This is a genomic window from Streptomyces sp. NPDC006529, assembly GCF_040611795.1.
Classification (GTDB): Bacteria; Actinomycetota; Actinomycetes; order Streptomycetales; family Streptomycetaceae; genus Streptomyces.
This window is the reverse complement of sequence record NZ_JBEXPB010000007.1, coordinates 63442-86652: the sequence shown is the minus strand read 5'-3', so window position 1 is coordinate 86652 and position 23211 is coordinate 63442. Positions and strand designations below refer to the sequence as shown.

General features: G+C 72.2%; 17 protein-coding genes. 4 read left to right on the top strand and 13 right to left on the bottom strand.

The features are described from left to right. Positions 1-28: 28 nt before the first annotated feature. Positions 29-2914, bottom strand: a complete 2886-nt coding sequence (locus ABZY31_RS08305) for a vitamin B12-dependent ribonucleotide reductase (protein ID WP_356406111.1) — start codon at positions 2912-2914, stop codon at positions 29-31. A gap of 116 nt (positions 2915-3030) precedes the next feature. Next, positions 3031-3543: a transcriptional regulator NrdR gene (gene nrdR / locus ABZY31_RS08300; protein WP_356406109.1), complete on the bottom strand. Its 513-nt coding sequence runs from the start codon at positions 3541-3543 to the stop codon at positions 3031-3033. A gap of 484 nt (positions 3544-4027) precedes the next feature. Here nrdR and lexA point away from each other — a divergent pair, with 484 nt between their 5' ends. Then, positions 4028-4819 carry a transcriptional repressor LexA gene (gene lexA, locus ABZY31_RS08295; RefSeq protein ID WP_356406107.1) on the top strand — a complete coding sequence of 264 codons (792 nt, stop codon included), beginning with the start codon at positions 4028-4030 and terminating at the stop codon, positions 4817-4819. 122 nt (positions 4820-4941) lie between these two features. Here the strand turns inward: lexA and ABZY31_RS08290 are convergent, their stop codons facing one another. The 4 genes from ABZY31_RS08290 to ABZY31_RS08275 all read right to left on the bottom strand — a co-directional run bounded on the left by ABZY31_RS08290 (position 4942) and on the right by ABZY31_RS08275 (position 11537). Next, positions 4942-6912 carry an ATP-dependent DNA helicase gene (locus tag ABZY31_RS08290; protein ID WP_356406105.1) on the bottom strand — a complete coding sequence of 657 codons (1971 nt, stop codon included), beginning with the start codon at positions 6910-6912 and terminating at the stop codon, positions 4942-4944. Between the two features lie 248 nt (positions 6913-7160). Next, a complete protein-coding gene (locus ABZY31_RS08285; protein ID WP_356406103.1) occupies positions 7161-7817 on the bottom strand; it encodes a GNAT family N-acetyltransferase in 657 nt (218 codons plus the stop codon). Positions 7818-7956: 139 nt separating this feature from the next. Continuing rightward, positions 7957-9858 (bottom strand): IucA/IucC family protein, encoded by a 1902-nt coding sequence (locus tag ABZY31_RS08280; RefSeq protein WP_356406308.1) that lies wholly within the window; start codon positions 9856-9858, stop codon positions 7957-7959. Positions 9859-9989: 131 nt separating this feature from the next. Continuing rightward, entirely contained in the window at positions 9990-11537 is a 1548-nt protein-coding gene (locus ABZY31_RS08275) for a diaminobutyrate--2-oxoglutarate transaminase family protein (RefSeq protein ID WP_356406102.1), read from the bottom strand. A 638-nt stretch (positions 11538-12175) separates the two neighbouring features. Between ABZY31_RS08275 and ABZY31_RS08270 the strand changes: the two genes are divergently transcribed. Further along, entirely contained in the window at positions 12176-13357 is a 1182-nt protein-coding gene (locus tag ABZY31_RS08270; RefSeq protein ID WP_356406100.1) for a hypothetical protein, read from the top strand. Positions 13358-13477: 120 nt separating this feature from the next. Here the strand turns inward: ABZY31_RS08270 and hflX are convergent, their stop codons facing one another. From hflX to miaA, 6 genes are all read right to left on the bottom strand, one after another. Then, positions 13478-14983 carry a GTPase HflX gene (gene hflX, locus ABZY31_RS08265; protein ID WP_356406098.1) on the bottom strand — a complete coding sequence of 502 codons (1506 nt, stop codon included), beginning with the start codon at positions 14981-14983 and terminating at the stop codon, positions 13478-13480. 191 nt (positions 14984-15174) lie between these two features. Further along, the gene (locus ABZY31_RS08260; RefSeq protein WP_356406096.1) at positions 15175-16617 is read right to left on the bottom strand and encodes a M1 family metallopeptidase; all 1443 of its coding nucleotides are present in this window, start codon (positions 16615-16617) and stop codon (positions 15175-15177) included. A gap of 200 nt (positions 16618-16817) precedes the next feature. Then, entirely contained in the window at positions 16818-18923 is a 2106-nt protein-coding gene (locus tag ABZY31_RS08255; protein WP_356406094.1) for an HD domain-containing protein, read from the bottom strand. Between the two features lie 141 nt (positions 18924-19064). Then, a complete protein-coding gene (gene dapF / locus ABZY31_RS08250) occupies positions 19065-19946 on the bottom strand; it encodes a diaminopimelate epimerase (RefSeq protein WP_356406092.1) in 882 nt (293 codons plus the stop codon). A 34-nt stretch (positions 19947-19980) separates the two neighbouring features. Beyond that, a complete protein-coding gene (locus tag ABZY31_RS08245) occupies positions 19981-20559 on the bottom strand; it encodes a hypothetical protein (RefSeq protein WP_356406306.1) in 579 nt (192 codons plus the stop codon). Positions 20560-20691: 132 nt separating this feature from the next. Next, positions 20692-21630, bottom strand: a complete 939-nt coding sequence (gene miaA, locus ABZY31_RS08240) for a tRNA (adenosine(37)-N6)-dimethylallyltransferase MiaA (RefSeq protein ID WP_356406090.1) — start codon at positions 21628-21630, stop codon at positions 20692-20694. 259 nt (positions 21631-21889) lie between these two features. Here miaA and ABZY31_RS08235 point away from each other — a divergent pair, with 259 nt between their 5' ends. Further along, a complete protein-coding gene (locus ABZY31_RS08235) occupies positions 21890-22012 on the top strand; it encodes a hypothetical protein (protein ID WP_356406088.1) in 123 nt (40 codons plus the stop codon). Between the two features lie 26 nt (positions 22013-22038). Further along, positions 22039-22284: an antitoxin gene (locus ABZY31_RS08230; RefSeq protein WP_356406086.1), complete on the top strand. Its 246-nt coding sequence runs from the start codon at positions 22039-22041 to the stop codon at positions 22282-22284. Between the two features lie 87 nt (positions 22285-22371). On the opposite strand, the gene ABZY31_RS08225 is transcribed toward ABZY31_RS08230, so the two are convergent. After that, positions 22372-23091, bottom strand: a complete 720-nt coding sequence (locus ABZY31_RS08225; RefSeq protein ID WP_356406084.1) for a hypothetical protein — start codon at positions 23089-23091, stop codon at positions 22372-22374. Positions 23092-23211 lie beyond the last annotated feature (120 nt).

Here is a 23211-nt window from a genome sequence, read left to right as displayed (position 1 = left end):
GCTAGATCACATCAAGCGGAATCCGCGATCAGCTGCATCCGCTGGTCGAGCCGCAGCCCTCGCAGATGTAGCAGGACCCCGCGCGCTGCATCTTCGTACCGCAGGAGAAGCACAGCGGTGCGTCGGCGCTCACGCCGAGCTGCATCTCCACCAGTTCCGCGCTCGAGTGCGCCTGCTTGGGAGCGGGCACCTCCACCGCGGGCTTCGGCGCGGCCGGGACGACCGTGAGCGGGGCGGCCGGAGCCAGCGACTCCGTGTCCAGCTCGTCCTCCTCCAGCGGCTCGTACGAACCGGTGTCGAGGTGGCGCTGGCGCTCTTCGGCGGAGTGGATGCCGAGGGCGGAGCGGGTCTCGAAGGGCAGGAAGTCGAGCGCGACGCGACGGAAGATGTAGTCGACGATCGACTGCGCCATCCGCACGTCCGGGTCGTCCGTCATGCCGGCCGGCTCGAAGCGCATGTTCGTGAACTTGGAGACGTACGTCTCCAGCGGGACGCCGTACTGCAGACCGACCGAGACCGCGATGGAGAAGGCGTCCATCATGCCCGCGAGGGTCGAACCCTGCTTGGACATCTTCAGGAAGACCTCGCCCAGACCGTCGTCCGGGTAGGAGTTCGCCGTCATGTACCCCTCGGCGCCACCGACCGTGAAGGAGGTGGTGATGCCCGGGCGGCCCTTGGGCAGGCGCTTGCGGACCGGGCGGTACTCGATGACCTTCTCGACGGCCGTGCGGATGATCTCCTCGGCCTTCTCGGTGACCTCGGCCTTCTCCTCTTCCTTCTTCTTCGCGGAGAGGGGCTGGCCGACCTTGCAGTTGTCGCGGTAGATCGCGAGGGCCTTGACGCCGAGCTTCCAGGCCTCGAAGTAGATCTCCTCGATCTCTTCGACGGTCGCCGTCTCCGGCATGTTGACCGTCTTGGAGATCGCGCCGGAGATCCAGGGCTGGATCGCGGCCATCATGCGCACGTGGCCCATCGCGGAGATGGAACGCTCGCCCATCGCGCAGTCGAAGACCGAGTAGTGCTCGGGCTTGAGGCCCGGGGCGTCCACGACCACCCCGTGCTCGGCGATGTGGGCGACGATCGCCTCGATCTGCTCTTCCTGGTAGCCCATGCGACGCAGGGCCTGCGGCACGGTGCCGTTGACGATCTGCATCGAGCCGCCGCCGACGAGCTTCTTGAACTTGACCAGGGCCAGGTCCGGCTCGACGCCCGTGGTGTCGCAGGACATCGCGAGACCGATGGTGCCGGTCGGCGCGAGCACGGAGGCCTGCGCGTTGCGGAAGCCGTTCTTCTCGCCGAGGCGGATCACGTCCTGCCAGGCCTCGGTGGCCGCGGCCCAGATCGTGTTGTCCAGGTCCTCGGTGCGCGGCGCGACCGCGTTGGCGTCGGCGTGCTGGCGCATGACGCGCTTGTGCGACTCGGCGTTGCGGGCGTAGCCGTCGTACGGACCGACGATCGCGGCCAGCTCGGCGGAGCGCTTGTACGCCGTGCCGGTCATCAGCGAGGTGATCGAAGCGGCGAGGGTGCGGCCGCCGTCCGAGTCGTACGCGTGGCCGGTGGCCATCAGCAGGGCGCCGAGGTTGGCGTAGCCGATGCCCAGCTGGCGGAAGGCGCGGGTGTTCTCGCCGATCTTCTGGGTCGGGAAGTCCGCGAAGCAGATGGAGATGTCCATCGCGGTGATGACCAGCTCGACGACCTTGGAGAAGCGCTCGGCGTCGAAGGACTGGTTGCCCTTGCCGTCGTCGTTGAGGAACTTCATCAGGTTCAGCGAGGCGAGGTTGCAGGACGTGTTGTCCAGGTGCATGTACTCGCTGCACGGGTTCGAGGCGGTGATGCGGCCGGACTCGGGGCAGGTGTGCCAGTTGTTGATCACACCGTCGTACTGGATGCCCGGGTCGGCGCAGGCCCACGCGGCCTCGGCGAGCTTGCGGAAGAGCGCCTTGGCGTCGACCTTCTCGATGACCTCGCCGGTCATGCGGGCGCGCAGGCCGAACTCGGTGCCGTTCTCGACGGCCGTCATGAACTCGTCGTTCACGCGGACGGAGTTGTTGGCGTTCTGGTACTGGACGGACGTGATGTCGTCGCCGCCCAGGTCCATGTCGAAGCCCGCGTCGCGCAGGGCGCGGATCTTCTCCTCTTCCTTCACCTTGGTGGCGATGAAGTCCTCGACGTCCGGGTGGTCCACGTCCAGGACGACCATCTTGGCCGCACGGCGGGTGGCGCCGCCCGACTTGATCGTTCCGGCGGACGCGTCGGCGCCGCGCATGAAGGAGACCGGGCCGGAGGCGTTGCCGCCGGAGGAGAGGAGCTCCTTGGAGGAGCGGATGCGGGAGAGGTTCAGGCCGGCGCCGGAGCCGCCCTTGAAGATCATGCCCTCTTCCTTGTACCAGTCGAGGATCGACTCCATGGAGTCGTCGACGGCCAGGATGAAGCAGGCGGAGACCTGCTGCGGCTGGGGCGTGCCGACGTTGAACCACACCGGCGAGTTGAAGCTGAAGATCTGGTGCAGGAGCGCGTAGGTCAGCTCGTGCTCGAAGATCTCGGCGTCGGCGGGCGAGGCGAAGTAGTCGAAGTCCTCGCCGGCCTTCGTGTAGGTCTTCACGATCCGGTCGATCAGCTGCTTGAGACCGGTCTCGCGCTGCGGGGTGCCGACGGCCCCGCGGAAGTACTTGCTGGTGACGATGTTGACCGCGTTCACCGACCAGAAGTCGGGGAACTCGACGCCACGCTGCTCGAAATTGACCGAGCCGTCGCGCCAGTTGGTCATGACGACGTCACGACGTTCCCAGGCCACCTCGTCGTACGGGTGCACGCCGGGCGTCGTGTGGATGCGCTCGATCCGAAGGCCGCTCTTGGCCGCCTTGGTTCCCTTGGTGCGGGAACCTCGTGCCGAGCCGCTCGCCGTCTCTGTCATTGCCGCCTCCCATATACGGGCGAAACGCCCTGATGTGCCAGTGAAATTCCGTGGCACGGTGTTGTGTGATCTACGTACGTGGCCTGGCTGATCCCGGCCGCGCAGCGGCCGCCCGGTCAGTCGGCGGCGGAGGCGGGCACGGGGACCGGGGAGGTCCCGCCGGGCTCGCACTCTCGGGGCTGAGCCCGCCGGTCACGGAGTTCCGTGATGGCGGTCTCGAAGTCTTCAAGCGAATCGAACGCTTTGTACACGGACGCGAACCGCAGGTACGCGACCAGGTCCAGCTCCTGCAACGGTCCGAGTATGGCCAGGCCCACGTCGTGGGTGGTCAGCTCGGCGCTTCCGGTGGCGCGCAGCGCCTCCTCGACCCGCTGGCCGAGTTTGGCGAGGGCGTCCTCGGTGACCGGTCGTCCCTGGCACGCCTTGCGGACGCCGGAGATGACCTTGGTACGGCTGAAGGGCTCGGTCACCCCGCTCCGCTTGATCACCATCAGTGACGCGGTCTCGACCGTGGTGAAACGGCGAGAGCAGTCCGGGCACTGACGGCGCCTGCGGATCGACGTTCCGTCGTCCGTGGTGCGGCTGTCGACGACGCGGCTGTCGGGGTGCCTGCAGAAGGGGCAGTGCACGGCTCCCAACCCTCCTTCTCGGCACGACTGAATCACTTCCCGGAAAGCCCGGTGAGCAGCGGCCGACAACAGAGTCAGGGCTCTGTCACGGGCTCGGGAAGCAGCCACCAGCATATGCGATGTCGGGGAGCCCGGCAGACCCGGGGACCACAACCTCTGGGTGACTTCGCCCATCCAACCACTAGATCTTGGGTTGTGGAGGATTTACGGCGTTCCGCGTGTCGCGGCCCGCGATGGCCTGATCCAGGGGCTGGGAGTGCCAAACTGGGCGCGGACCCGGGCGGGGCGATTCAACCGGCAAGGGTACCGTAAGCGGAAGATGCGGGACCGAACCTGCGTTCGGTCGGACGCTCGCCTATACACCTCTTAATACCGCCAAGATGAGCGATCCGCGATTTTTCACTCGAACGTGTGTTTGGCGCAACCTTTCGAAAGCAACTACCGTTGTCCAGCGAGGGAGAACATTTCGAGAGGGGCCGCAGACGTGACCACCACCGCAGACAGTGCCACCATCACTGCCCAGAACCGCTCCCAGAGCCGACTCGAGCCGGTGCATGCAATGAACGACTCAAGCCTGAACCCGGAGGCGGAGCCCGCACGCGCCGCGCGCTCGCTGCCGGGGCGCCCTCCAGGCATCCGCGCCGACAGCTCCGGACTCACGGACCGGCAGCGGAGGGTCATCGAGGTCATCCGCGACTCGGTGCAGCGCCGCGGCTACCCGCCGTCGATGCGGGAGATCGGCCAGGCGGTCGGCCTGTCCAGCACGTCTTCGGTCGCCCACCAGCTGATGGCTCTGGAGCGCAAGGGCTTCCTGCGCCGTGACCCGCACCGGCCGCGTGCGTACGAAGTACGGGGCTCCGACCAGCCCAGCTCGCAGCCCACGGACACCACCGGCAAGCCCGCCGCGTCGTACGTCCCCCTGGTGGGCCGGATCGCCGCCGGCGGCCCGATCCTCGCCGAGGAGTCGGTCGAGGACGTGTTCCCCCTCCCCCGGCAGCTCGTCGGCGACGGTGAGCTGTTCGTCCTCAAGGTGGTCGGCGACTCCATGATCGAGGCCGCCATCTGTGACGGCGACTGGGTCACGGTCCGCCGCCAGCCCGTGGCGGAGAACGGCGACATCGTCGCCGCGATGCTCGACGGCGAGGCCACGGTCAAGCGCTTCAAGCGCGAGGACGGCCACGTCTGGCTGCTCCCGCACAACTCCGCGTACCAGCCGATCCCGGGTGACGAGGCGACGATCCTCGGCAAGGTGGTCGCGGTACTGCGGCGGCTCTGACAGCCGCTGCCACCATCCGGCCCCGGGACTCACTGCGCCGTGTCCCGGGGCTGCTTCATGCCCGCGGCCCCTTTGCCCGCCGTCGGCGCAGGTGTCCGGCTCTACCTGCAAGTGGCCGGCTCCTACTTGCCGTCGGCCTTCGCCGTCGCGTCGATGGCGGCCAGTGAGCGGCGCACCTGGTTGCGGTCCGTGGTGTACCAGAAGTCCGGCAGCGTGGCGCGCACGAAGCTGCCGTAGCGGGCGGTGGCGAGCCGGGGGTCCAGCACCGCCACCACGCCGCGGTCGCCGGAAGCCCGTACCAGCCGGCCCGCGCCCTGGGCCATGAGCAGGGCCGCGTGGGTCGCGGCGACCGCCATGAAGCCGTTCCCGCCCCGCTCCTCGACCGCCTTCTGCCGCGCGCTCATCAGCGGGTCGTCGGGCCGGGGGAAGGGAATGCGGTCCATGACCACCAGCTGGCAGCTGGGGCCGGGCACGTCGACGCCCTGCCAGAGCGAGAGCGTGCCGAACAGGCAGGTCTTCGGATCGGCGGCGAAGGCCTTGATCAACTCGCCGAGCGTCTCCTCGCCCTGGAGCAGGATCGGGTGGTCGAGGCGCCCGCGCAGTTCCTCCGCGGCCGCCTTGGCTCCGCGCATGGAGGAGAACAGTCCCAGCGTCCGGCCGCCCGCCGCCTCGATCAGCTCGGCCAGCTCGTCGACCATGTCCCCGCGGGTGCCCTCGCGCCCGGGGGTGGCCAGGTGCTTGGCGACGTAGAGGATGCCCTGCTTCGGGTAGTCGAACGGCGAGCCGACGTCCAGGCCCTTCCAGACCGGCGCCTCGTCGCCCTCGACCCCTTCGGGGGACAGGCCCATGGAGGCCGCGACGCCGTTGAAGTCGCCGCCGAGCTTGAGCGTCGCGGAGGTGAGGACCACGGAGCGGTCCTCGAACAGCTTCTCGCGCAGCAGGCCGGACACCGAGAGCGGGGCGACCCGCAGGGTCGCGCCGAAGCGGTCGTGCCGCTCGTACCAAACCACGTCGTACGGGGAGCCCAGGGTGATCCGCTCCGCCACCCCGTGGATGCTCTCCACGGCGGCGAGGGCCTGCTTGCGCACCGCGTCCTCGTCCTGGACGGACTTGTCGCGGGTGCCGCCGATCGCCGAGATCACGTTGCGCGAGGCATCGCGCAGGGCGAGCAGCGCGTAGCCGAGGTCCTCCGGGATCTCTTCGAGGCGTCCGGGCAGGGCCAGCTCCATCACCCGCTCGAAGGTCTCGGCGGCGGTCTGGAGGGAATCGGCGATCTTCTCGTTGACCAGCTTCGCGGACCGCTTCACGGCGCGGTTGACCTGGCCGGGGGTGAGTTCGCCGGTGGCGACGCCGGTCACCCGCGAGACCAGCTCGTGGGCCTCGTCGACGATCAGCACCTCGTGCGACGGGAGCACCGGTGCGCCTTCGATCGCATCGATGGCGAGGAGGGCGTGGTTGGTGACGACGACGTCGGCGAGTTTGGCGCGCTCGCGGGCCGCCTCGGCGAAGCACTCGGCGCCGTACGCGCACTTCGTCGCGCCCAGGCACTCGCGCGAGGAGACGGAGATCTGGGACCAGGCCTTGTCGGATACGCCGGGGGTCAGGTCGTCCCGGTCGCCCGTCTCGGTCTCGTCGGACCAGTCGCGCAGCCGGATCAGGTCCTGGCCGAGCTTGCTCGTGGGGGCCGCCGCTTCGAACTGGTCGAAGAGGCCTTCCTCCTCGTCCTGCGGAGCGCCTTCGTGCAGGCGGTGCAGGCAGAGGTAGTTGGAACGGCCCTTGAGCATGGCGAACTGGGGCCGCCGGCGCAGCTGCGGGTGCAGCGCCTCGACCGTGCGCGGCAGGTCCCGCTCGACGAGCTGACGCTGGAGCGCGAGCGTGGCGGTGGCAACGACCACGCGCTCGCCGTGGGCGAGGGCGGGCACCAGGTAGCCGAGGGACTTTCCGGTGCCGGTGCCTGCCTGGATGAGCCGGTGGGAGTTGTCGTCGATCGCTTCGGCGACGGCTTCCGCCATGGCCACCTGGCCGGGACGCTCCGTGCCGCCGACGGCGGTGACGGCGGCGTGCAGCAGGTCGGTGAGAGAGGGCTTCGTCATAGCACTGCCAACCCTACGGGGCGCCACCGACAGCGACGGCACCGGCGAGTGGTCACGACGGAGGAGGGAGAGGGATGCGGCTCCGCCGGCCCGGGGATGCGGAACCTCCCGCTGCCCGGTATCCGCCCGAATGAGCGACGACCGGAGAGCAGGCGGCAGGAGCCGACAAGAGCCGCGGCGGGGGAAGAACGCGCGCCGGAAATTTTCGAGCGCCGGGAACTTAGCTGCGCGACGCAGAGTTTATTGGGTCAGAGGAGAGTGCGCAGGGCCCGCTCGCGGACCATCAGGGCGGCGCGCTTTCCGGGGAGGTCGAGCTCCGCGCAGCAGCGGAAACCGGAGCTGAGGAAGGCTGATACGGAGGGGGTGTTGCGCATGTCCGGTTCGGCGATGACGCGCGTGCAACGGGGACGGTGGTCGAGCACCAGGTCGGCGACGGCCCGCAGCAGGGCGGTGCCGAGTCCCTTGCCGCGGTTCGTTCCGTCTCCGATGAGCAGGTGGATACCGGCGTCGTGGGGGCGCGCCGGGTAGTGGCGCGCGAGCGGGTCGAGGTCGGCCCGGTAGATCTCCCAGTAGCTCATCGGGGTGTCGTCCAGGATGCCGAGGCAGGGAATGCTGCGGCCGTCGCCGTCGAGCTGCTCGCGCACGTGCGCGGCGGTCACGGAGGCGGGTCCGGAGAGGTCCCAGAAGGCGGCCACCTCCGGGTCGTTCATCCACCGGGTGAGGAGTTCCAGATCGCGTTCGAGGCGTACGGGTTCCAGGCGGAAGGCACCGGCCGGGGTGACGGCGGCGCCCCAGGCGGCCGGTGACTCCAGGAGGTCGGCTTCGGCGAGCAGCGGCAGCAGCTCGGCGGGGAAGCGCGCGTCGATGGTCGCGTCGGCGGTGGAGCCGGCGTGGGTGGAGGGCATGGGGGCTCTTCTCCGCGTCAGTCGTGAAGGGGGTGTTCGTCGCGAGGGGGCGACAGCCGGGAAGGCGCGTCAGCCGTGGAGCGGGTGTCAGTCGGGAAAGGCGTGTCAGTCGTGAAGGGGGTCAGTCGGGAAAGGCGTGTCAGTCGTGAAGGGGGTTGGCGATGGTGACGTAGACGGACTGGGTGTCGACGGGACCGACGAGTTCGTCGAGGCCTCCGAGGCGGGTGAGCAGGTTCGCCTTGCACCGCAGGGTGGGTGAGTCGAGGAGCTGCGCGGGGAGCGGCCCGAGGCCGGCTGCCTTGTGGAGGAATCGACGGAAGGCGGCGAGCAGGACGCGCTCGTCGGCGAGCCGCTGGGAACCGAAGGCTCCGATCAGGCCGAAGACGTTGTTGATGGCCAGGTAATAGGCGAAGCGCTCGTCGGTGACGGCGTCGGAGACGAAGGTGTCGCTGACGCTGCCGATGCCGGGCAGCCGGTGCTCCAGTTCCGCGCGGTGGGAGTCGCGGAAGTAGTAGCCCTGGTTGTCGCGGTAGCGGCCGCCGACGGGCCAGCCCGCGGGGTCGAGCAGGACCAGGGTGTTCTGCTGGTGCGCTTCGAGGGCGATGCCCGCAAGGGCGTCGAGGGCCAGCACCGGCAGGACGACGTGGTCGAGGTAGCGCAGGAACCACTCGGCGGCGACGGCGGATGCGGAGCGTCCGGTGGCGAGGGAGAGCCGGGCCATCAGGTCGGACAGGCGCGAACGCATCGTGGTGCGGCCGGGCCTCGGTCGGGGGGAGGTGAGTGCGGCGACGCAGACGGCGTCGTCGCCCGGACGGAAGGGGTTGTGGCGCAGGAGGGCGTCGAGGCCGGGGACGGGGGTGCCGTCCGGGGCGTCGACGGCGACCCAGGCGGGGTCGCGCACGATGTCGAATCCGGGGTGGATCGCCTGCCACTCCTCGACCAGGCCGGAGCGCAGCAGCCGGTGCACCTCGACGCCGCGGTGGAGTTCCTTGCGGAGGTTCTCCCGGCGGGAGTTGGTGATGCGCAGGCCCAGCGACAGCTTGATCATCGCCGGGGCGCCGGGGCGGTGGACGGTGCGGACGGAGGAGGTCGGGAACCAGGGGTCGCCGTACGGACCGAGGTCGTGCAGGAGCCCCGCGTCGAGGAGGGCGGCGACGGCGGGGCGCTGGAAGAGGTCACGGGCCTGCCAGGGGTGCAGGGGAAGGGGGGTGGTGCCGTCGGGGAACCGCAGCCTGGGGGCCAGGCGGGCGAGCAGTCGTTCGGCGGGGACGAGGCGGCCGCGTTCGGTCCACGCCGAGTCGGTGGCGAGGACGGAGGGGTCGACGGCGGTCCAGTGCAGGGGGAAGGAGCCGTGCAGTTCGGGTGAGTAACGGCGGATGTCCGCCTCGGAGAGTCCCTCGCGGCTCTTCGGGGTGGGGTGGAGGGGGTGACCGAGGAGGAGGGACTGCTCGGCGGTGAGGAAGAGGTCTCCCGCGACCGGAGCGGGGGCCAGGGGACGCACGCGCCGGTCGGCAATGAACTCGGCGGTGCGGCGGACCGAGTCGGCGACGCGGCCCACCAGGTCGGCGCCGCCTCGCCCGCCGCCTTCGCGGGCGAGGAGTCCGGCGAGGGTGACGGCGTCCAGCGCGGGGGCGTCGGACGGAGCCCCTTCGAGACGGGCCGGGGAGAAGCGGTGCCAGCCCGCCGGGGACCAGTGCCTCACCGCGACGAGCAGGGCCGTGCCGGAGGCGGGGAGGGGGATGCGCAGCAGGGTTCCGAGGGGCCCGACGGGGCGGCCGGTCCCGCTCTCGCGGACCCAGCACCGCAGCAGGTTCTCCACGGCCGCCGCTTCGGCCGCGATGGCCGGGTCGGGGTGGTCCAGCAGGTCGGGCAGGGCCAGCGGGTCGGGTCCGGACAGGCCCGCGCCGGAGCCGGCTCCGGGCGCCCCCCTCCCGGCCGCCCCGTCCGCTCCCGGGGCGAGGGGTGCCGGGAAGGGTCTGGGGGTGCCGTCCTTCTGCCGGGGGACGGTGGCCGGGGGTGCCACCGCGGCCTGCGGTGCCACGGCCTCGGGAGCCGGGCCGGGGACCGACCCCGGGGGCGCGGCGGGGGGCTGGGTGCGGTCGGCCGGGTCCTGGGGCTGGTGCGGCTGCGGATCGGGGGTGGAGGTCACGGGGGTTCCTTGGAGAGGCTCGGTCAGCGGGGGCCCGGTGCTGCGGTTCGGGGGTGCCGGGTGCGTGCGGCCGCGGTCAGGGCGTCGGCGAGGCGGTCCAGGACGGCGGCGGCCTGCTCGTCGGTGATCGTGAGCGGGGGCAGCAGCCGTACGACGCTGGAGTGGCGTCCGCCCAGCTCGACGATGAGCCCCCGGTCCAGGCACTCCTGGCGCACGGCCGCGGCGATGAGCGGGGCCCCACCCCCCGCTGCTCCCGCCCGGTGTCCCGCCCCGTATCCCGCACGGTGTCCCGCTCCGTACCTGGACGCGGCGCCTGAGCCGGCCGTGGGCCCCGCGCCGACCCCGGGCCCGGCGCCGGCCGTGAACCCGGCGTCGACCGTGGCGTCGGGGGTCGCGAGGAGGTCGTCGGTGACGTGGGGCTCGGGGGTGGCGCGGGCCTCGCGGGCCTCGGGGTCGACGAGTTCGACGCCCAGCATCAGGCCGCGGCCGCGGACGTCGCCGATGCAGGGGTGCTCGGCGGCCAGCGCGCGCAGGGCGGTGAGCATGCGGTCGCCGACTTCGGCCGCGCGGGTGGCCAGGCCGTTACGGCGGACGAAGGCGAGGGTGGCCGTGCCCGCGGCCATGGCGAGCTGGTTGCCGCGGAAGGTGCCGGCGTGGGCGCCCGGCTCCCAGACGTCCAGTTCGGACCGGTACACGATCACGGCGAGCGGCAGGCTGCCGCCGATCGCCTTGGACAGCACCATCACGTCCGGGACCACCCCGGCGTGGTCGACCCCCCAGAAGGCGCCGGTACGCCCCACGCCGGTCTGCACCTCGTCGGCGATCAGCGGGATGCCGCGGGCCGCGGTGATCTCGCGCATCCGCCGCAGCCAGGCGTCCGGGGCCGGGATGACCCCGCCCTCGCCCTGGACCGGTTCGACGATCATGCCGGCGGGGGCGGGGACGCCGCTCTTGGGGTCGTCCAGCAGGCTCTCGGTCCAGTGGGCCCCGAGCCGGGCGCCCTCGGCCCCGCCGACGCCGAACGGGCAGTCGCGGTCGCGGGGGTAGGGCAGCCGGGTCACCGTCACGTCCCGGGCCCCGCCGGAGGCGGCCAGGGCTCCGGCCGTCATGCCGTGGTAGGCGCCGGTGAAGGCGAGCAGACCCGTGCGCCCGGTGGCGGTGCGCACGAGGGTGAGGGCCGCCTCGACCGCGTCCGTACCGGCGGGTCCGCAGAACTGGACCCGCGCGTCGGCCGCCAGCGCGGGCGGCAGGTGGGCGAACAGCTCGGTGGTGAAGGCGTCCTTGACCGGTGTGGCCAGGTCGAGGGCGTGCAGGGGGGCGCCGGAGTCGATGACCTTGCGGATCGCCTCCAGCACCACCGGATGGTTGTGCCCCAGGGCGAGGGTTCCGGCGCCGGAGAGGCAGTCGAGGTACCGGCGGCCGTCGGCGCCCTCGATCGTCATCCCGCGGGCGCGGACGGGGACGATGGGCAGCGCGCGGGCGTAGGTCCGGGCGGCGGACTCCCTGAGCGACTGCCGGCGCAGGATGGCCTGGGACCCGGACCGCCCACCCGGTGCGCCCTGCGCGGGCACGTGCGGCTCGGGGGCGTGCGGGTCGCCTTCGGGGGCGTGCGCTTGCGGGTCGGGCGGGGCCGGAGCGTGCGGGGCCGGGGCGTGCGCTTGCTGCCAGTGCCGTTCGGGTTCGTGCGCTTCCGGCCCGCGACCGTCCGGCTCATCCGGTTCCGGCTCGTCCCGTTCCGGCTCAGGCGGTACGGCCGCGGGCGACCCTGCCCCCTGCGGCGCCGGCTCCTGGGACGGCGTGCCCGTCGTGGCCCCAGGGTGAGGGGCGTCGTCGCGGTCGGGGCCGGGGGCAGGGGCGAACGGCACGGGGGCGGTTCGTGCCACCGCCGCGGCCGGCTCGGTCAAGGCCACGGGTGTCGGTCCTCCCACTCGGATCGCCCTGTCACGTCGTCGTCGCGTACGCACGTGCTCAGGTGCTCGGTTGCTCGGCTGCTCGCTCGCGGAACGCGTCTCGCACGCGAGCGCCGTTCGCTCATCCCCCGCCCGTACCAACGACGATGACGACGGCTGATCACGGGCGGGCGCCAAGATCCTTGCGGGGAGGGCCCGTCCGAGCCGCAACCGCCGCCCCGCCCGGTGTCGTCCCCCAGGGCATCGGCATAGTGGGGGGCTGCACTCCACGCCTCGACCCACCCAGGGGGATTCACGACATGCGACGACCGAACCGACCGGTCACCGCCGTACTGTGCGCGGCCGCGCTCGCGCTGACCGCCGCGGCCTGCGGACCCGGCAACGGTGAGGCCGGCGGCGACGCCAAGCCGACCGCTGCGGCGAGCCTTCCGTCCGGATCCGGCACCATCAAGATCCCGGACGAGCTCAAGGACAAGCTCAAGCAGCACGGCTTCGACATGGACAAGTGGAAGGGGGGCGAGTGGAAGAACTGGAAGAAGGACGACTGGCTCCGCGAGGCGGGCGACTACATCAACCCCATCATCGCGGGCCTGTGGGACCCGGACCGCATGCGTGACGCCGACGTCCCGCCGGACCGCCCGGTCACCGACCCGAACATCGGCGCGGACCAGGGCGTCACCGACCCCGCGCCCGCGCCGGTCACCGCGAAGGCGGCCGCTCCGCCCTTCCACCAGAGCGTCCCGGAGGCCGGCAAGGTCTTCTTCGACGGCCCCGAGGGCTCGATGGTCTGCTCGGCGACCGTGGTCAAGGACCCGGCGCACCCCGGCAAGTCCAACATGGTCTGGACGGCCGGCCACTGCGTGCACGCGGGCAAGAGCGGCGGCTGGTACCGCAACATCGCCTTCGTGCCCTCCTACAACAACTCCGGCAAGTCCTCCGCGCAGCTCAAGGGCGCGAGCCGGGAGCAGGTCGCGCCGTACGGCGTGTGGTGGAGCGACTGGGCGCAGACCTCGGACCAGTGGATCGCCCAGGGCGGTCCGTCCGGCGGCGCGGGCGCTCCGTACGACTTCGCGGTCCTGCACGTGACCCCGGAGGAGGGCGGCGGCCGCAAGTCCCTGGAGGAGACGGTCGGTTCGGCCCTCCCGGTGGACTTCAACGCGCCGGCCGTGGCCAAGGTCGCGAGCATCACGGCGACCGGCTTCCCGGCGGCGACGCCGTTCGACGGCCAGAAGGCCTACCAGTGCACCGACAAGCCGGGCCGGTTCTCGCTGGCCGCGTCGGCGCCGGTGATGTACCGCATCGGCTGCACCATGACCGGCGGTTCCTCGGGTGGCGGCTGGGTCGCCACGGGCGCCGACGGCAAGCGCGCGCTGGTGTCCAACACCTCGATCGGTCCGGTCAAGGCGGGCTGGCTGGCCGGCCCGCGGCTGGGTCCGGAGGCGAAGGGCGTCTTCGACGCGGTGAGCGGCAAGTTCAAGTAGCCGACACGGTCAAGTAGCGGACGTGGTCAAGCAGTAGGTGCCGACAACAGGGAGGGCCCCCGCGGTGCGGGGGCCCTCCCTGTTGGTGACGTCGCCGGTGCTACCGGGTCGCGCCGTCGGTCAGTGCTTCGCGGGGACGTACGGAGCGAGGTCCGCCGCCAGTTCCTGATGGACCCGCGCCTTCAGCAGGGTGCCCTCCGGGGTGTGCTCCTCGGAGATGACCTCGCCTTCGGCGTGTGCCCGGGCGATCAGACCGCCGTGGGTGTACGGCACGAGCGCCTCCACCTCGACCTCGGGTCGCGGCAGTTCGCGGTCGATCAGTGCGAGCAGTTCCTCGATGCCCTGGCCCGTGCGGGCCGAGACGGCGATGGAGTGCCGCTCGATGCGCAGCAGGCGCTGCAGGACCAGCGGGTCCGCGGCGTCCGCCTTGTTGATGACCACGATCTCGGGCACCTTGACGGCGCCGACCTCGCGGATCACCTCGCGCACCGCCGCCAGCTGCTCCTCCGGCGCCGGGTGCGAGCCGTCCACGATGTGCAGGATGAGGTCGGAGTCGCCGACCTCCTCCATCGTGGAGCGGAACGCCTCGACGAGGTGGTGGGGCAGGTGCCGGACGAAGCCGACGGTGTCGGCCAAGGTGTAGATCCGGCCGCTCGGCGTCTCGGCCCGGCGCACGGTCGGATCGAGGGTGGCGAACAGCGAGTTCTCCACCAGAACGCCCGCGCCCGTGAGGCGGTTGAGCAGCGAGGACTTGCCCGCGTTGGTGTAGCCGGCGATGGCGACCGAGGGAACCTTGTTTCGGCGCCGTTCCTGCCGCTTGATGTCCCGGCCGGTCTTCATGTCCGCGATCTCGCGGCGCATCTTCGCCATCTTCTCGCGGATCCGGCGCCGGTCGGTCTCGATCTTGGTCTCACCGGGACCGCGCGTGGCCATGCCGCCACCGCCGCCGCCACCCATCTGCCGGGAGAGCGAGGCACCCCAGCCGCGCAGTCGCGGCAGCATGTACTGCATCTGCGCGAGCGCGACCTGGGCCTTGCCCTCTCGGGACTTGGCGTGCTGGGCGAAGATGTCGAGGATCAGGGCGGTCCGGTCGACCACCTTGACCTTGACGACGTCTTCGAGGGCGATGAGCTGGCCGGGGCTGAGTTCGCCGTCGCAGACGACGGTGTCCGCACCCGTCTCGGTGACGATGTCGCGCAGCTCCCGCGCCTTGCCGGAACCGATGAAAGTGGCCGGATCGGGCTTGTCGCGGCGCTGGATGACGCCGTCGAGCACGAGGGCGCCCGCGGTCTCGGCGAGCGCGGCCAGCTCCGCGAGGGAGTTGTCCGCGTCCTGCACGGTGCCGGTCGTCCACACGCCGACGAGGACCACGCGCTCCAGGCGGAGCTGGCGGTACTCGACCTCGGTGACGTCTTCGAGTTCGGTGGAGAGGCCGACGACGCGGCGCAGCGCCGCGCGCTCGGAGCGCTCGAACTGCTCGCCGTCACGCTCGCCGTCGATCTCGTGGCTCCAGGCGACGTCCTCTTCCATCAGGGCATCGGCCCGAAGGCTCTCGGTGAAGCTCTGCGCGTCCTTCGCCGCGGGCGAGTCCTGCGCGTCCTGGGAAGGGGAAGAAGAGGAGGTCATTGGATCCTTACGTCGTTTTCGGATGGTTCCCGCGCCGCCCACGGGGTGGGAGCGCGGCCTGTACGTACAACGTGTCACACCGGCCGGAGATTCCCTACGGGGCACCCGGTCCGGCGGCCGCGTCGCCGACCTGTCGATGGTGACATGCCCGTTCCCCGGCAGTCACACCCTTTTCCCCCTGCCCGGTCCCGTCAGCCGGCCTTCGGGGCGCTCCATTGCGGATGTCCGGGCATGGGCGGCGTGGTCTTCCCGTACAGCCACGGCCTCAGGAAGGCGGCCAGGTCCCGCCCCGCCACGTCCGAGGCCAGCCGTACGAAATCGTCCGTACCCGCCACCCCGTCGGCGTGCTCGCTCACCCAGCGGCGCTCGACCTGCTCGAAGGCGGCCGCGCCGATCTCCTGGCGCAGTGCGTAGAGGATCAGGGCGGCTCCGTCGTAGACCACCGGGCGGAACAGTCCGATCTTCTGCCCGGGCGCCGCCGCCTTGGGCGCGGCCGGGGGGCCGCCCGCCGCCCGCCACTGGTCGGAGCGCTGGTACGCCTCGCGCATGCGGCGTTCCAGGGAGTAGGTGCCGAGGCCGTCGGCGTACAGCGCCTCGTACCAGGTGGCGTGTCCTTCGTTGAGCCACAGGTCGGACCAGGTGCGGGGGCTGACGCTGTCGCCGAACCACTGGTGGGCCAGCTCGTGGACCATGATCGACTCGACGTACCACTCGGGGTAGCCGGGCCCGGTGAAGATGCCGCGTTCGAAGAGCGAGAGGGTCTGGGTCTCCAGCTCGAAGCCGGTGCTGGCGTGGGCGATCAGCACCCCGTACGTCTCGAAGGGGTAGCGGCCGACCCGCTTCTCCATCCACGCGATCTGGTCGGGGGTCTTCTTCAGCCAGGGCTCCAGCCGTGCCCGGTCCGCGGTGGGGACGACGTCGCGCAGTTCCATCCCGTGCGGTCCCTCGCGGTGGACCACCGAAGAGGCCCCGAGCGAGACCTGGGCCAGCTCGGTCGCCATGGGGTGCACGGTGCGGTAGGTCCAGGTGGTCGCACCGGCGGAGCGGCCCGCCGAGAGGACCGGCAGGCCGTTGGCGACCGCGGTGGTCCCGTTCGGGGCGGTGATGTGGAAGGTGAAGAAGGCCTTGTCGGCGGGGTGGTCGTTGCAGGGGAAGACCCGGTGGGCCGCGTCCGCCTGGTTGGCCATCGCCAGGCCGTCCGCGGTGGTGACCCAGCCGCCGTCCCCGCCCCCGCGCGGGTCGCTGGTGTGGTGGATGGTGATGTGCAGCGGCGCATCGGCGGCGAGGGTGTGCTCGGGGGTCAGGACGAGGTCCTCCCCGGTGCTCGCGAAGGGCGCGGGCCGGCCGTTGACCTCGGCGGACAGGACCGTGCCGCGGGTGAAGTCGAGGTTGATCCGCTCCAGCGACGTCAGCGTGCGGGCATTGATGACGGTGACCGCGTCGAGCGGGGTGCGGTTGTCCTTGTACGTGAAGGACAGGTCGTACGAGCGGACGTCGTAGCCGGGGTTGCCCAGCTCCGGGAAGAGCCGGTCGCCGATGCCCAGCGCGGTCGGCGGGGGCAGCACGGCGGCGACGAGGGTGAGGGAGGCCGCGGCGAGCAGGGCGGCGCGCGGGCGGGAGGAGGTGAGGCGCATCCCCACCGCATACCAGCGCCCGCCGCACGTCCCCGCGCGACGCGTCGGGGACCCGGACGGCCCCACCCGAAGGGGTGACTCCGCCTCCGTACCGGGCCCCTCGGTACGCGCCCCCGCCCCGTCGGTACGCGCCCCCGCCCGCCCCCTCGCGTACGCGCCCCCGCGCCCCGTCAGCCGCCGCGCATCTCCCCCGGCGCGCGCTACACGCGGCTCACGTCGTAGACCCCCGGCACGTCCCGCATGGCCCGCATCAGCCCCGGCAGCCCGGTCGCGTCGCGCAGGTGAAGGGTGTAGGTGTGCCGGACGCGCTGCTCGACGGGCGGTTCGACGGTGGCCGAGATGACCTCGACGCCCTCGTGGGCGATGGCTTCGGTGAGATCGGCCAGCAGGTGGGGCCGGCCGAACGATTCGGCGACCAGGGTCACCCGGCAGTCGGTGGTGGCCCGCCAGTGCACGGCGACCGGGGTCCGGCCCACGGAGCGCATCTGCTGGACGGCCGGGCAGGCGATCCGGTGCACCGTGACCGCCCCGCCCCGTACGACGAACCCGGCGACCGCGTCGGGCGGCACCGGCGTGCAGCAGCCCGCGAGCCGGACGGGCGCGTCCGGCAGGTCCGCGACGGCGTTGCGCCCGCCGGGCCGCAGGCTCACCATCGGCAGCGGCGCCCGGGGCGGCGCGGTGGGCGGCTTGACCGCGGCGGGATGGGACTGGAGCCAGGTGCTGATGGCGATCCGGGCGGCCGGGGTGCGCGCGTGGTCGAGCCAGTCGGCGGCGGGCCCGGAGGAGGCGTCGTGCGCGAGCAGCAGCTGCACGGTGTCGGCGTCGGCCAGCCGGGTGGCCAGCGAGGTGAGGCGCCCGTTGACCCGGGCGCCGATACAGCCGTGCGCGGCCTCGCCGTACTGGGCGTAGGCCGCGTCGATACAGGTGGCCCCGGCGGGCAGGCTGATCGTGCCGTCGGCGCCCCCGCCGTCGGCCCGGAAGACGGTGATCTCGCGGTCCTGGGCCAGCTCGGCGCGCAGCGAGCTCCAGAACGTGTCGGGGTCCGGCACCGCCTGCTGCCAGTCGAGCAACCGGGAGAGCCAGCCGGGCCGGGTGGGGTCGATCCGCTCCTCGTCGCCCTCGCCGTCGCCGGCGCCGGCCGGGGAGCCGACGGCTCCGCCCTCCCCGAAGGTGTAGGGGTTGCCGAGGGCGACGACTCCGGCCTCGGCGACCCGGTGCATGCGGTGGGTGCGGACGATGACCTCGGCGACGCTGCCCTCGGGCGTGGCGATGGCGGTGTGCAGGGATTGGTAGAGGTTGAACTTGGGTACCGCGATGAAGTCCTTGAACTCGGAGACGACCGGGGTGAAGCAGGTGTGCAGCTCCCCCAGCACCCCGTAGCAGTCGGCGTTCTCGGCGACGAGCACGAGGAGGCGGCCGAAGTCGGAGCCGCGCGGTTCGCCGCGGGTGAGGGAGATGCGGTGGACGGAGACGAAGTGGCGGGGGCGGATCCGTACTTCGGCCTGGATGCCGGATTCGCGCAGGACCGCGCGGACGGAGTCGGCGATGCCGGGGAGCGGGTCGCGCTCGCCCGCGTGGGCGGCGATGAGGGCGCGCGTGCGCTCGTACTCCTCGGGATGCAGGATCGCGAAGACGAGGTCTTCCAGCTCGGTCTTGAGGGCCTGGACGCCGAGCCGTTCGGCGAGCGGGATGAGGACGTCCCGGGTGACCTTGGCGATGCGGACCTGTTTCTCCGGGCGCATCACGCCGAGGGTGCGCATGTTGTGCAGCCGGTCGGCGAGCTTGATGGACATCACGCGGACGTCGTTGCCGGTGGCGACGAGCATCTTGCGGAAGGTCTCGGGTTCGGCGGCGGCGCCGTAGTCGATCCGCTCGACCTTGGTGACGCCGTCGACGATGAAGCAGACCTCCTCGCCGAACTCCGCGCGGACCTGATCGAGGGTCACGTCGGTGTCCTCGACGGTGTCGTGGAGGAGGGAGGCCGTCAACGTGGTGGTCTCGGCGCCGAGTTCGGCCAGGATCAGAGTGACGGCGAGGGGGTGGGTGATGTAGGGCTCGCCGCTCTTGCGCATCTGGCCGCGGTGCGAGCTCTCGGCGAGCATGTAGGCGCGGCGCAGTACGGACAGGTCCGCGTCCGGATAGTGGGCGCGGTGGGCTTCGGCGACGTGGCCGATGGCATCGGGGAGCCGGTCCCGGGACGTCGGCCCGAGCAGGGCCGCACGTCCCAGCCGGAGCAGATCGAGCCGGGTCCGGTCACGTCTGCGGAACTCGGGGCGTGCGTCGGGGTTCGTGGCCTCTGCACTCATGGGGCACCTCCGGCGGCTTCGACCGGCGGTGGTGGGCATGCGGTGAGCCCTCAGGGCCGGTGCCTGATGCTACCGACCCCACCACGTGGCGCAGTCCAGCTCCCGCACAGCGTGAAACGGATCACCCATTAGAGGGAAGCTCTAGCCGAAAGCCGTTTCGGTGAGCCAGGCCGGATCGAACTCGCCCGCGGCCACGATGACGGCCGGTCCGGTCATGTCCACCGAACCGTCGGGGTGTTCGGTGATGAGCAGGGTGCCGCCGGGCAGGTCGACGGTGTACGTGACCGGCTCGCCGGTGACGGCGGGGTCGGCCCCGTCGCGGCGGGCGGTGGCCACGGCGACCGCGCAGGCGCCGGTACCGCAGGAGCGGGTCTCGCCGGAGCCGCGCTCGTGGACGCGCATGGCGACGTGCCGGGGGCCGCGGTCGACGACGAACTCGACATTGACCCCCGTCGGGTAGGCGGACGCCGGGGTGAAGGCGGGGGCGGTGAGCAGGTTCCCGGCGTCGTCGAGGGATTCAACGAAGGCGACGGCGTGCGGGTTCCCCATGTTCACGTTGCGGGCGGGCCAGTTCTTCGCACCGACCGCCACGGTGACCTCGCCCTCGGGGAGGGCCGCGCGCCCCATGGCGACGGTGACGGCGCCGTCCTTGTGGAGGTGGACGCGCTTGACCCCGCCGCGGGTGGCGACGGACAGGTCGCCGGCCTCGGCGTACCCGGCGTGCTGGAGGTAGCGGGCGAAGACGCGGACGCCGTTGCCGCACATCTCGGCGACGGAACCGTCCCCGTTGCGGTAGTCCATGAACCACTCGGCCTCGTCGGCCATCGACCGGGCCTCGGGGTGCGCGGCGGAGCGCACCACGTGCAGCACTCCGTCACCACCGATCCCGGCCCGGCGGTCGCAGAGCCGGGCGACGGCGGCGGCGGGCAGCTCGATGGCGTTGTCCGGGTCCGGGACGATCACGAAGTCGTTCTCGGTTCCGTGGCCCTTGAGGAACGCCAGCGGCGCGGAGGTGGTGGTCACGTCCACATCGTACAAACCCTCGCCGCGCGAGGGGTCAGCGGAGCCGGGCCACGCGCAGGACGGCCAGGGCGACGACGGTCAGGACGACCAGCGCGTAGAGGGCGGCGATGCGCCAGTCCGGGCGGCGGCCGGAGCCGCGGGCCGGGAGCCCCGGCCAGGTGTAGCCGACGCGGCGGGCGGCCATCATGCCCCAGCCTCCGGCGCAGGAGCTGATCAGCAGTCCCAGCATGGCGACGACGGCTCCGCCGTCCCCGAACTCGAAGGCGAGCGGGAAGGCGAACATCAGGGATCCGGCGGCGGCCAGGATCACGATGGGCGCGATCTGCCAGATCCGCAGGCGCCGCTGCGGGCGCAGTTCGACCTCGAACTCGGGGGCCTGGGCGGCCGCGGCGTCCGCGCTGTCGAGGCCGGACAGGCCGGGCAGGTCGTCCAGGCCGCCCGGGCGGCCGTCGATGCCCGCCAGACCGTCCAGGCCCGCGAGCACGTCGGGCCCGTCCGGGCCGTCGGGAGTCAACCGCACCGGTTCGGCGGGCAGGCCGAGTCCGCCCTGAAGCAGCGGATCCGTTTCCTGCCGGTCGCTGTCCCGCCCGGTGTCTCGAGGGCCGGCCTCCATCGCCACGCGCCCTCCCCACTCGGACTTCGTACGCTGTTGATCACCGCCGGTGTCCACACCGGCCGGAGTTTGATGATGGCACGCCCCCGGCCCCCGAACAGGCGCCCGGAGCGTCCCGATGCCATCACGTGATCAGGCTGTGACCGCTCGTTCGACCAACGACTGCGCGAGTCCGGGGAGTTCCCCGCGGTCGGACGCCGCGCCGCTGAGCCAGTGCACCCGCGGGTCCCGGCGGAACCAGGAGTCCTGCCTGCGGGCGAACCGCTTGGTGGCGCGGACGGTTTCGGCCTTGGCCTCCGCTTCGGTGCAGCGTCCCGCCAGCGCGTCCAGCACCTGCTGGTAGCCGAGCGCCCGGGAGGCGGTGACCCCTTCGCGCAGCCCCCGGGCCTCCAGGGCCCGCACTTCCTCGACGAGCCCGTCCTCCCACATCCGGTCCACGCGCAGGGCGATCCGCTCGTCCAGCTCGGGCCGGGCCACGTCCACGCCGATCTGCACGGTGTCGTAGACAGACTCGTGGCCGGGCAGGTTCGCCGTGTACGGGCGTCCGGTGATCTCGATGACCTCCAGGGCCCGGACGATCCTGCGGCCGTTGCTCGGCAGGATCGCGAGGGCGGCGGCCGGGTCGGCGGCGGCGAGGCGGGCGTGCAGGGCGCCGGGGCCGCGCAGGGTGACCTCTTCCTCCAGCCGCGCGCGGACCTCGGGGTCGGTCCCGGGGAACTCCATGGCGTCCAGGGCGCCGCGGACGTACAGCCCGGAGCCGCCGACGAGGACGGGCGTGCGCCCTTCGGCGAGCAGCCGGTCGATCTCGATCCGCGCGAGGCGCTGGTACTCGGCGACGCTGGCGGTCTCCGTCACGTCCCAGACGTCGAGGAGGCGGTGGACGACGCCACCGCGCTCGGCGGGCGTCAGTTTGGCGGTCCCGATGTCCATCCCACGGTAGAGCTGCATGGAGTCGGCGTTGACGACTTCGCCGTCGAAACGGCGGGCCAGGGCGACGCCCAGATCGGACTTTCCGGCTGCCGTGGGGCCGACGACGGCGATGACCCGCGGTGCGGGGGCTGGGCTTCTCACCGTCCCAGTCTCGCAAACCCCCGGGCGTGTACCCGATCGAGCTACGTGACGGGCCGCGAACGGGGTCGTTGCCCTGGCGAGGTTCCGCCCGGCGTGCGCCCGGCTGCGGCCGGTCCGGCCGAGGCGGAACTTCACCCGCACGAGTAACGTTATGGGAGTAGACATGGGCGTTTTTGATCGGTTTCGCCGGAAGACCGCGGAGGCTACGGCCGACGCTCCGGCGGAGGGTGCCGAGTCGGCCGCAGCGGTAGAGGCCGCGGTGAGCGACGAGGCCCCCGCGGCCGCGACGGAGACCCCCGCGCCGGAGGGCGTGGAGATCCCCAAGCAGCAGTGTGCGGAGGAAGCCGCGGACAGCGAGGCCGGTGAGGGCGCCCGCACGTAGGAGTCACTGCGACTGGAAGGTGTCCCATGGGCCTGCTGGACAATTTGAAGGCCAAGCTCACGCCGGCCAAGGACAAGCTGGGTGACCTCGCGCAGCAGCACGAGGGCAGGATCGGCGAGGGTCTGGACAAGGTCGCCAAGGTCGTGGACTCCAAGACCAAGGGCAAGTACAGCGGCCAGATCTCCTCCGGCACGGGCAAGGCGAAGGACGCCCTGGGCAAGGTCGCGCACAAGGACAGCCCCGGCGGGCCGACACCGCCGGCGTCTGCCTGACGTGATCCGGGAAAGGGGCGCGGGGACTTCCCCGCGCCCCTTTTGTATGTCAGGTCGGGGTGCCGCTCACCCGTTCGGCTCTGAGGGCTAGGACCAGGCGGCGACGAAGTAGCCGACGCCGTACGGAGCGTCCTCGTACAGCAGGCGGCCTTCCAGGCCCGCGTCCTCGGCGGCGCCGGCCAGCACCTGCCAGGGGGCCCGGCCCGCGGCCTTGAGCTCGGCCGCCAGGCCCGCGTCGAGGGCGGTCAGGGCGGCCACGTCTGCGCTGCCGAGGGCGCGGGCGGCGGCCTCGTCGAAGGCGGCAGCCCGGTCGTCCAGGTAGCCGGGGGCCTTGAGGGTCCGGCAGGCGCTGCCGTCGCCCACGACCAGCAGGGCGACCCGGTCGGCGCGGGCGGCCAGCTCGCGGCCCGCCGCCAGGCAGTGGGCGGTGTCCAGGTGCTCCTCCACGCCGAGGCCCTCGACGGGGGCGCCGGACCAGGCGGTGTGGTGCAGCAGCCAGGCGGCGACGGCCAGGGGGGCGGGGAGCGGGCGCGTGTCCTGCGGGGCGTCGGCCTCGCCCTCACCCAGGCGTACGTCGCTCTCGACGCCGAAGCCGTGGAAGCCGCCGGGGGTTCCCTGCGGGTACGGGCCCCCCGCGCCCGGGTCGGCGTGGCCGACCACGACCAGCCGGTCGGGGCGGGAGGCGGCGAGCACCGCGAGGGCGTCGGAGCAGGCTGTGCGGGCGTCGGCGAGTTCACCGGCGGCTCCGGCGGCCACCGCGGGCACGAGGAGGGGCGGGGCGGGGCAGACGGCTGCGGCTACGAGCATGATCGAAGCGTAGCGGCCGTGCGGCGGGGGGTGGCGGTCCCTTCCGGCTCCGCCGGTCCCCTGGCCGGGGTCCGCATCCGGCGCCGCCCGCGACGCGGGGTCGGGCCGAGCCCGTGCCCG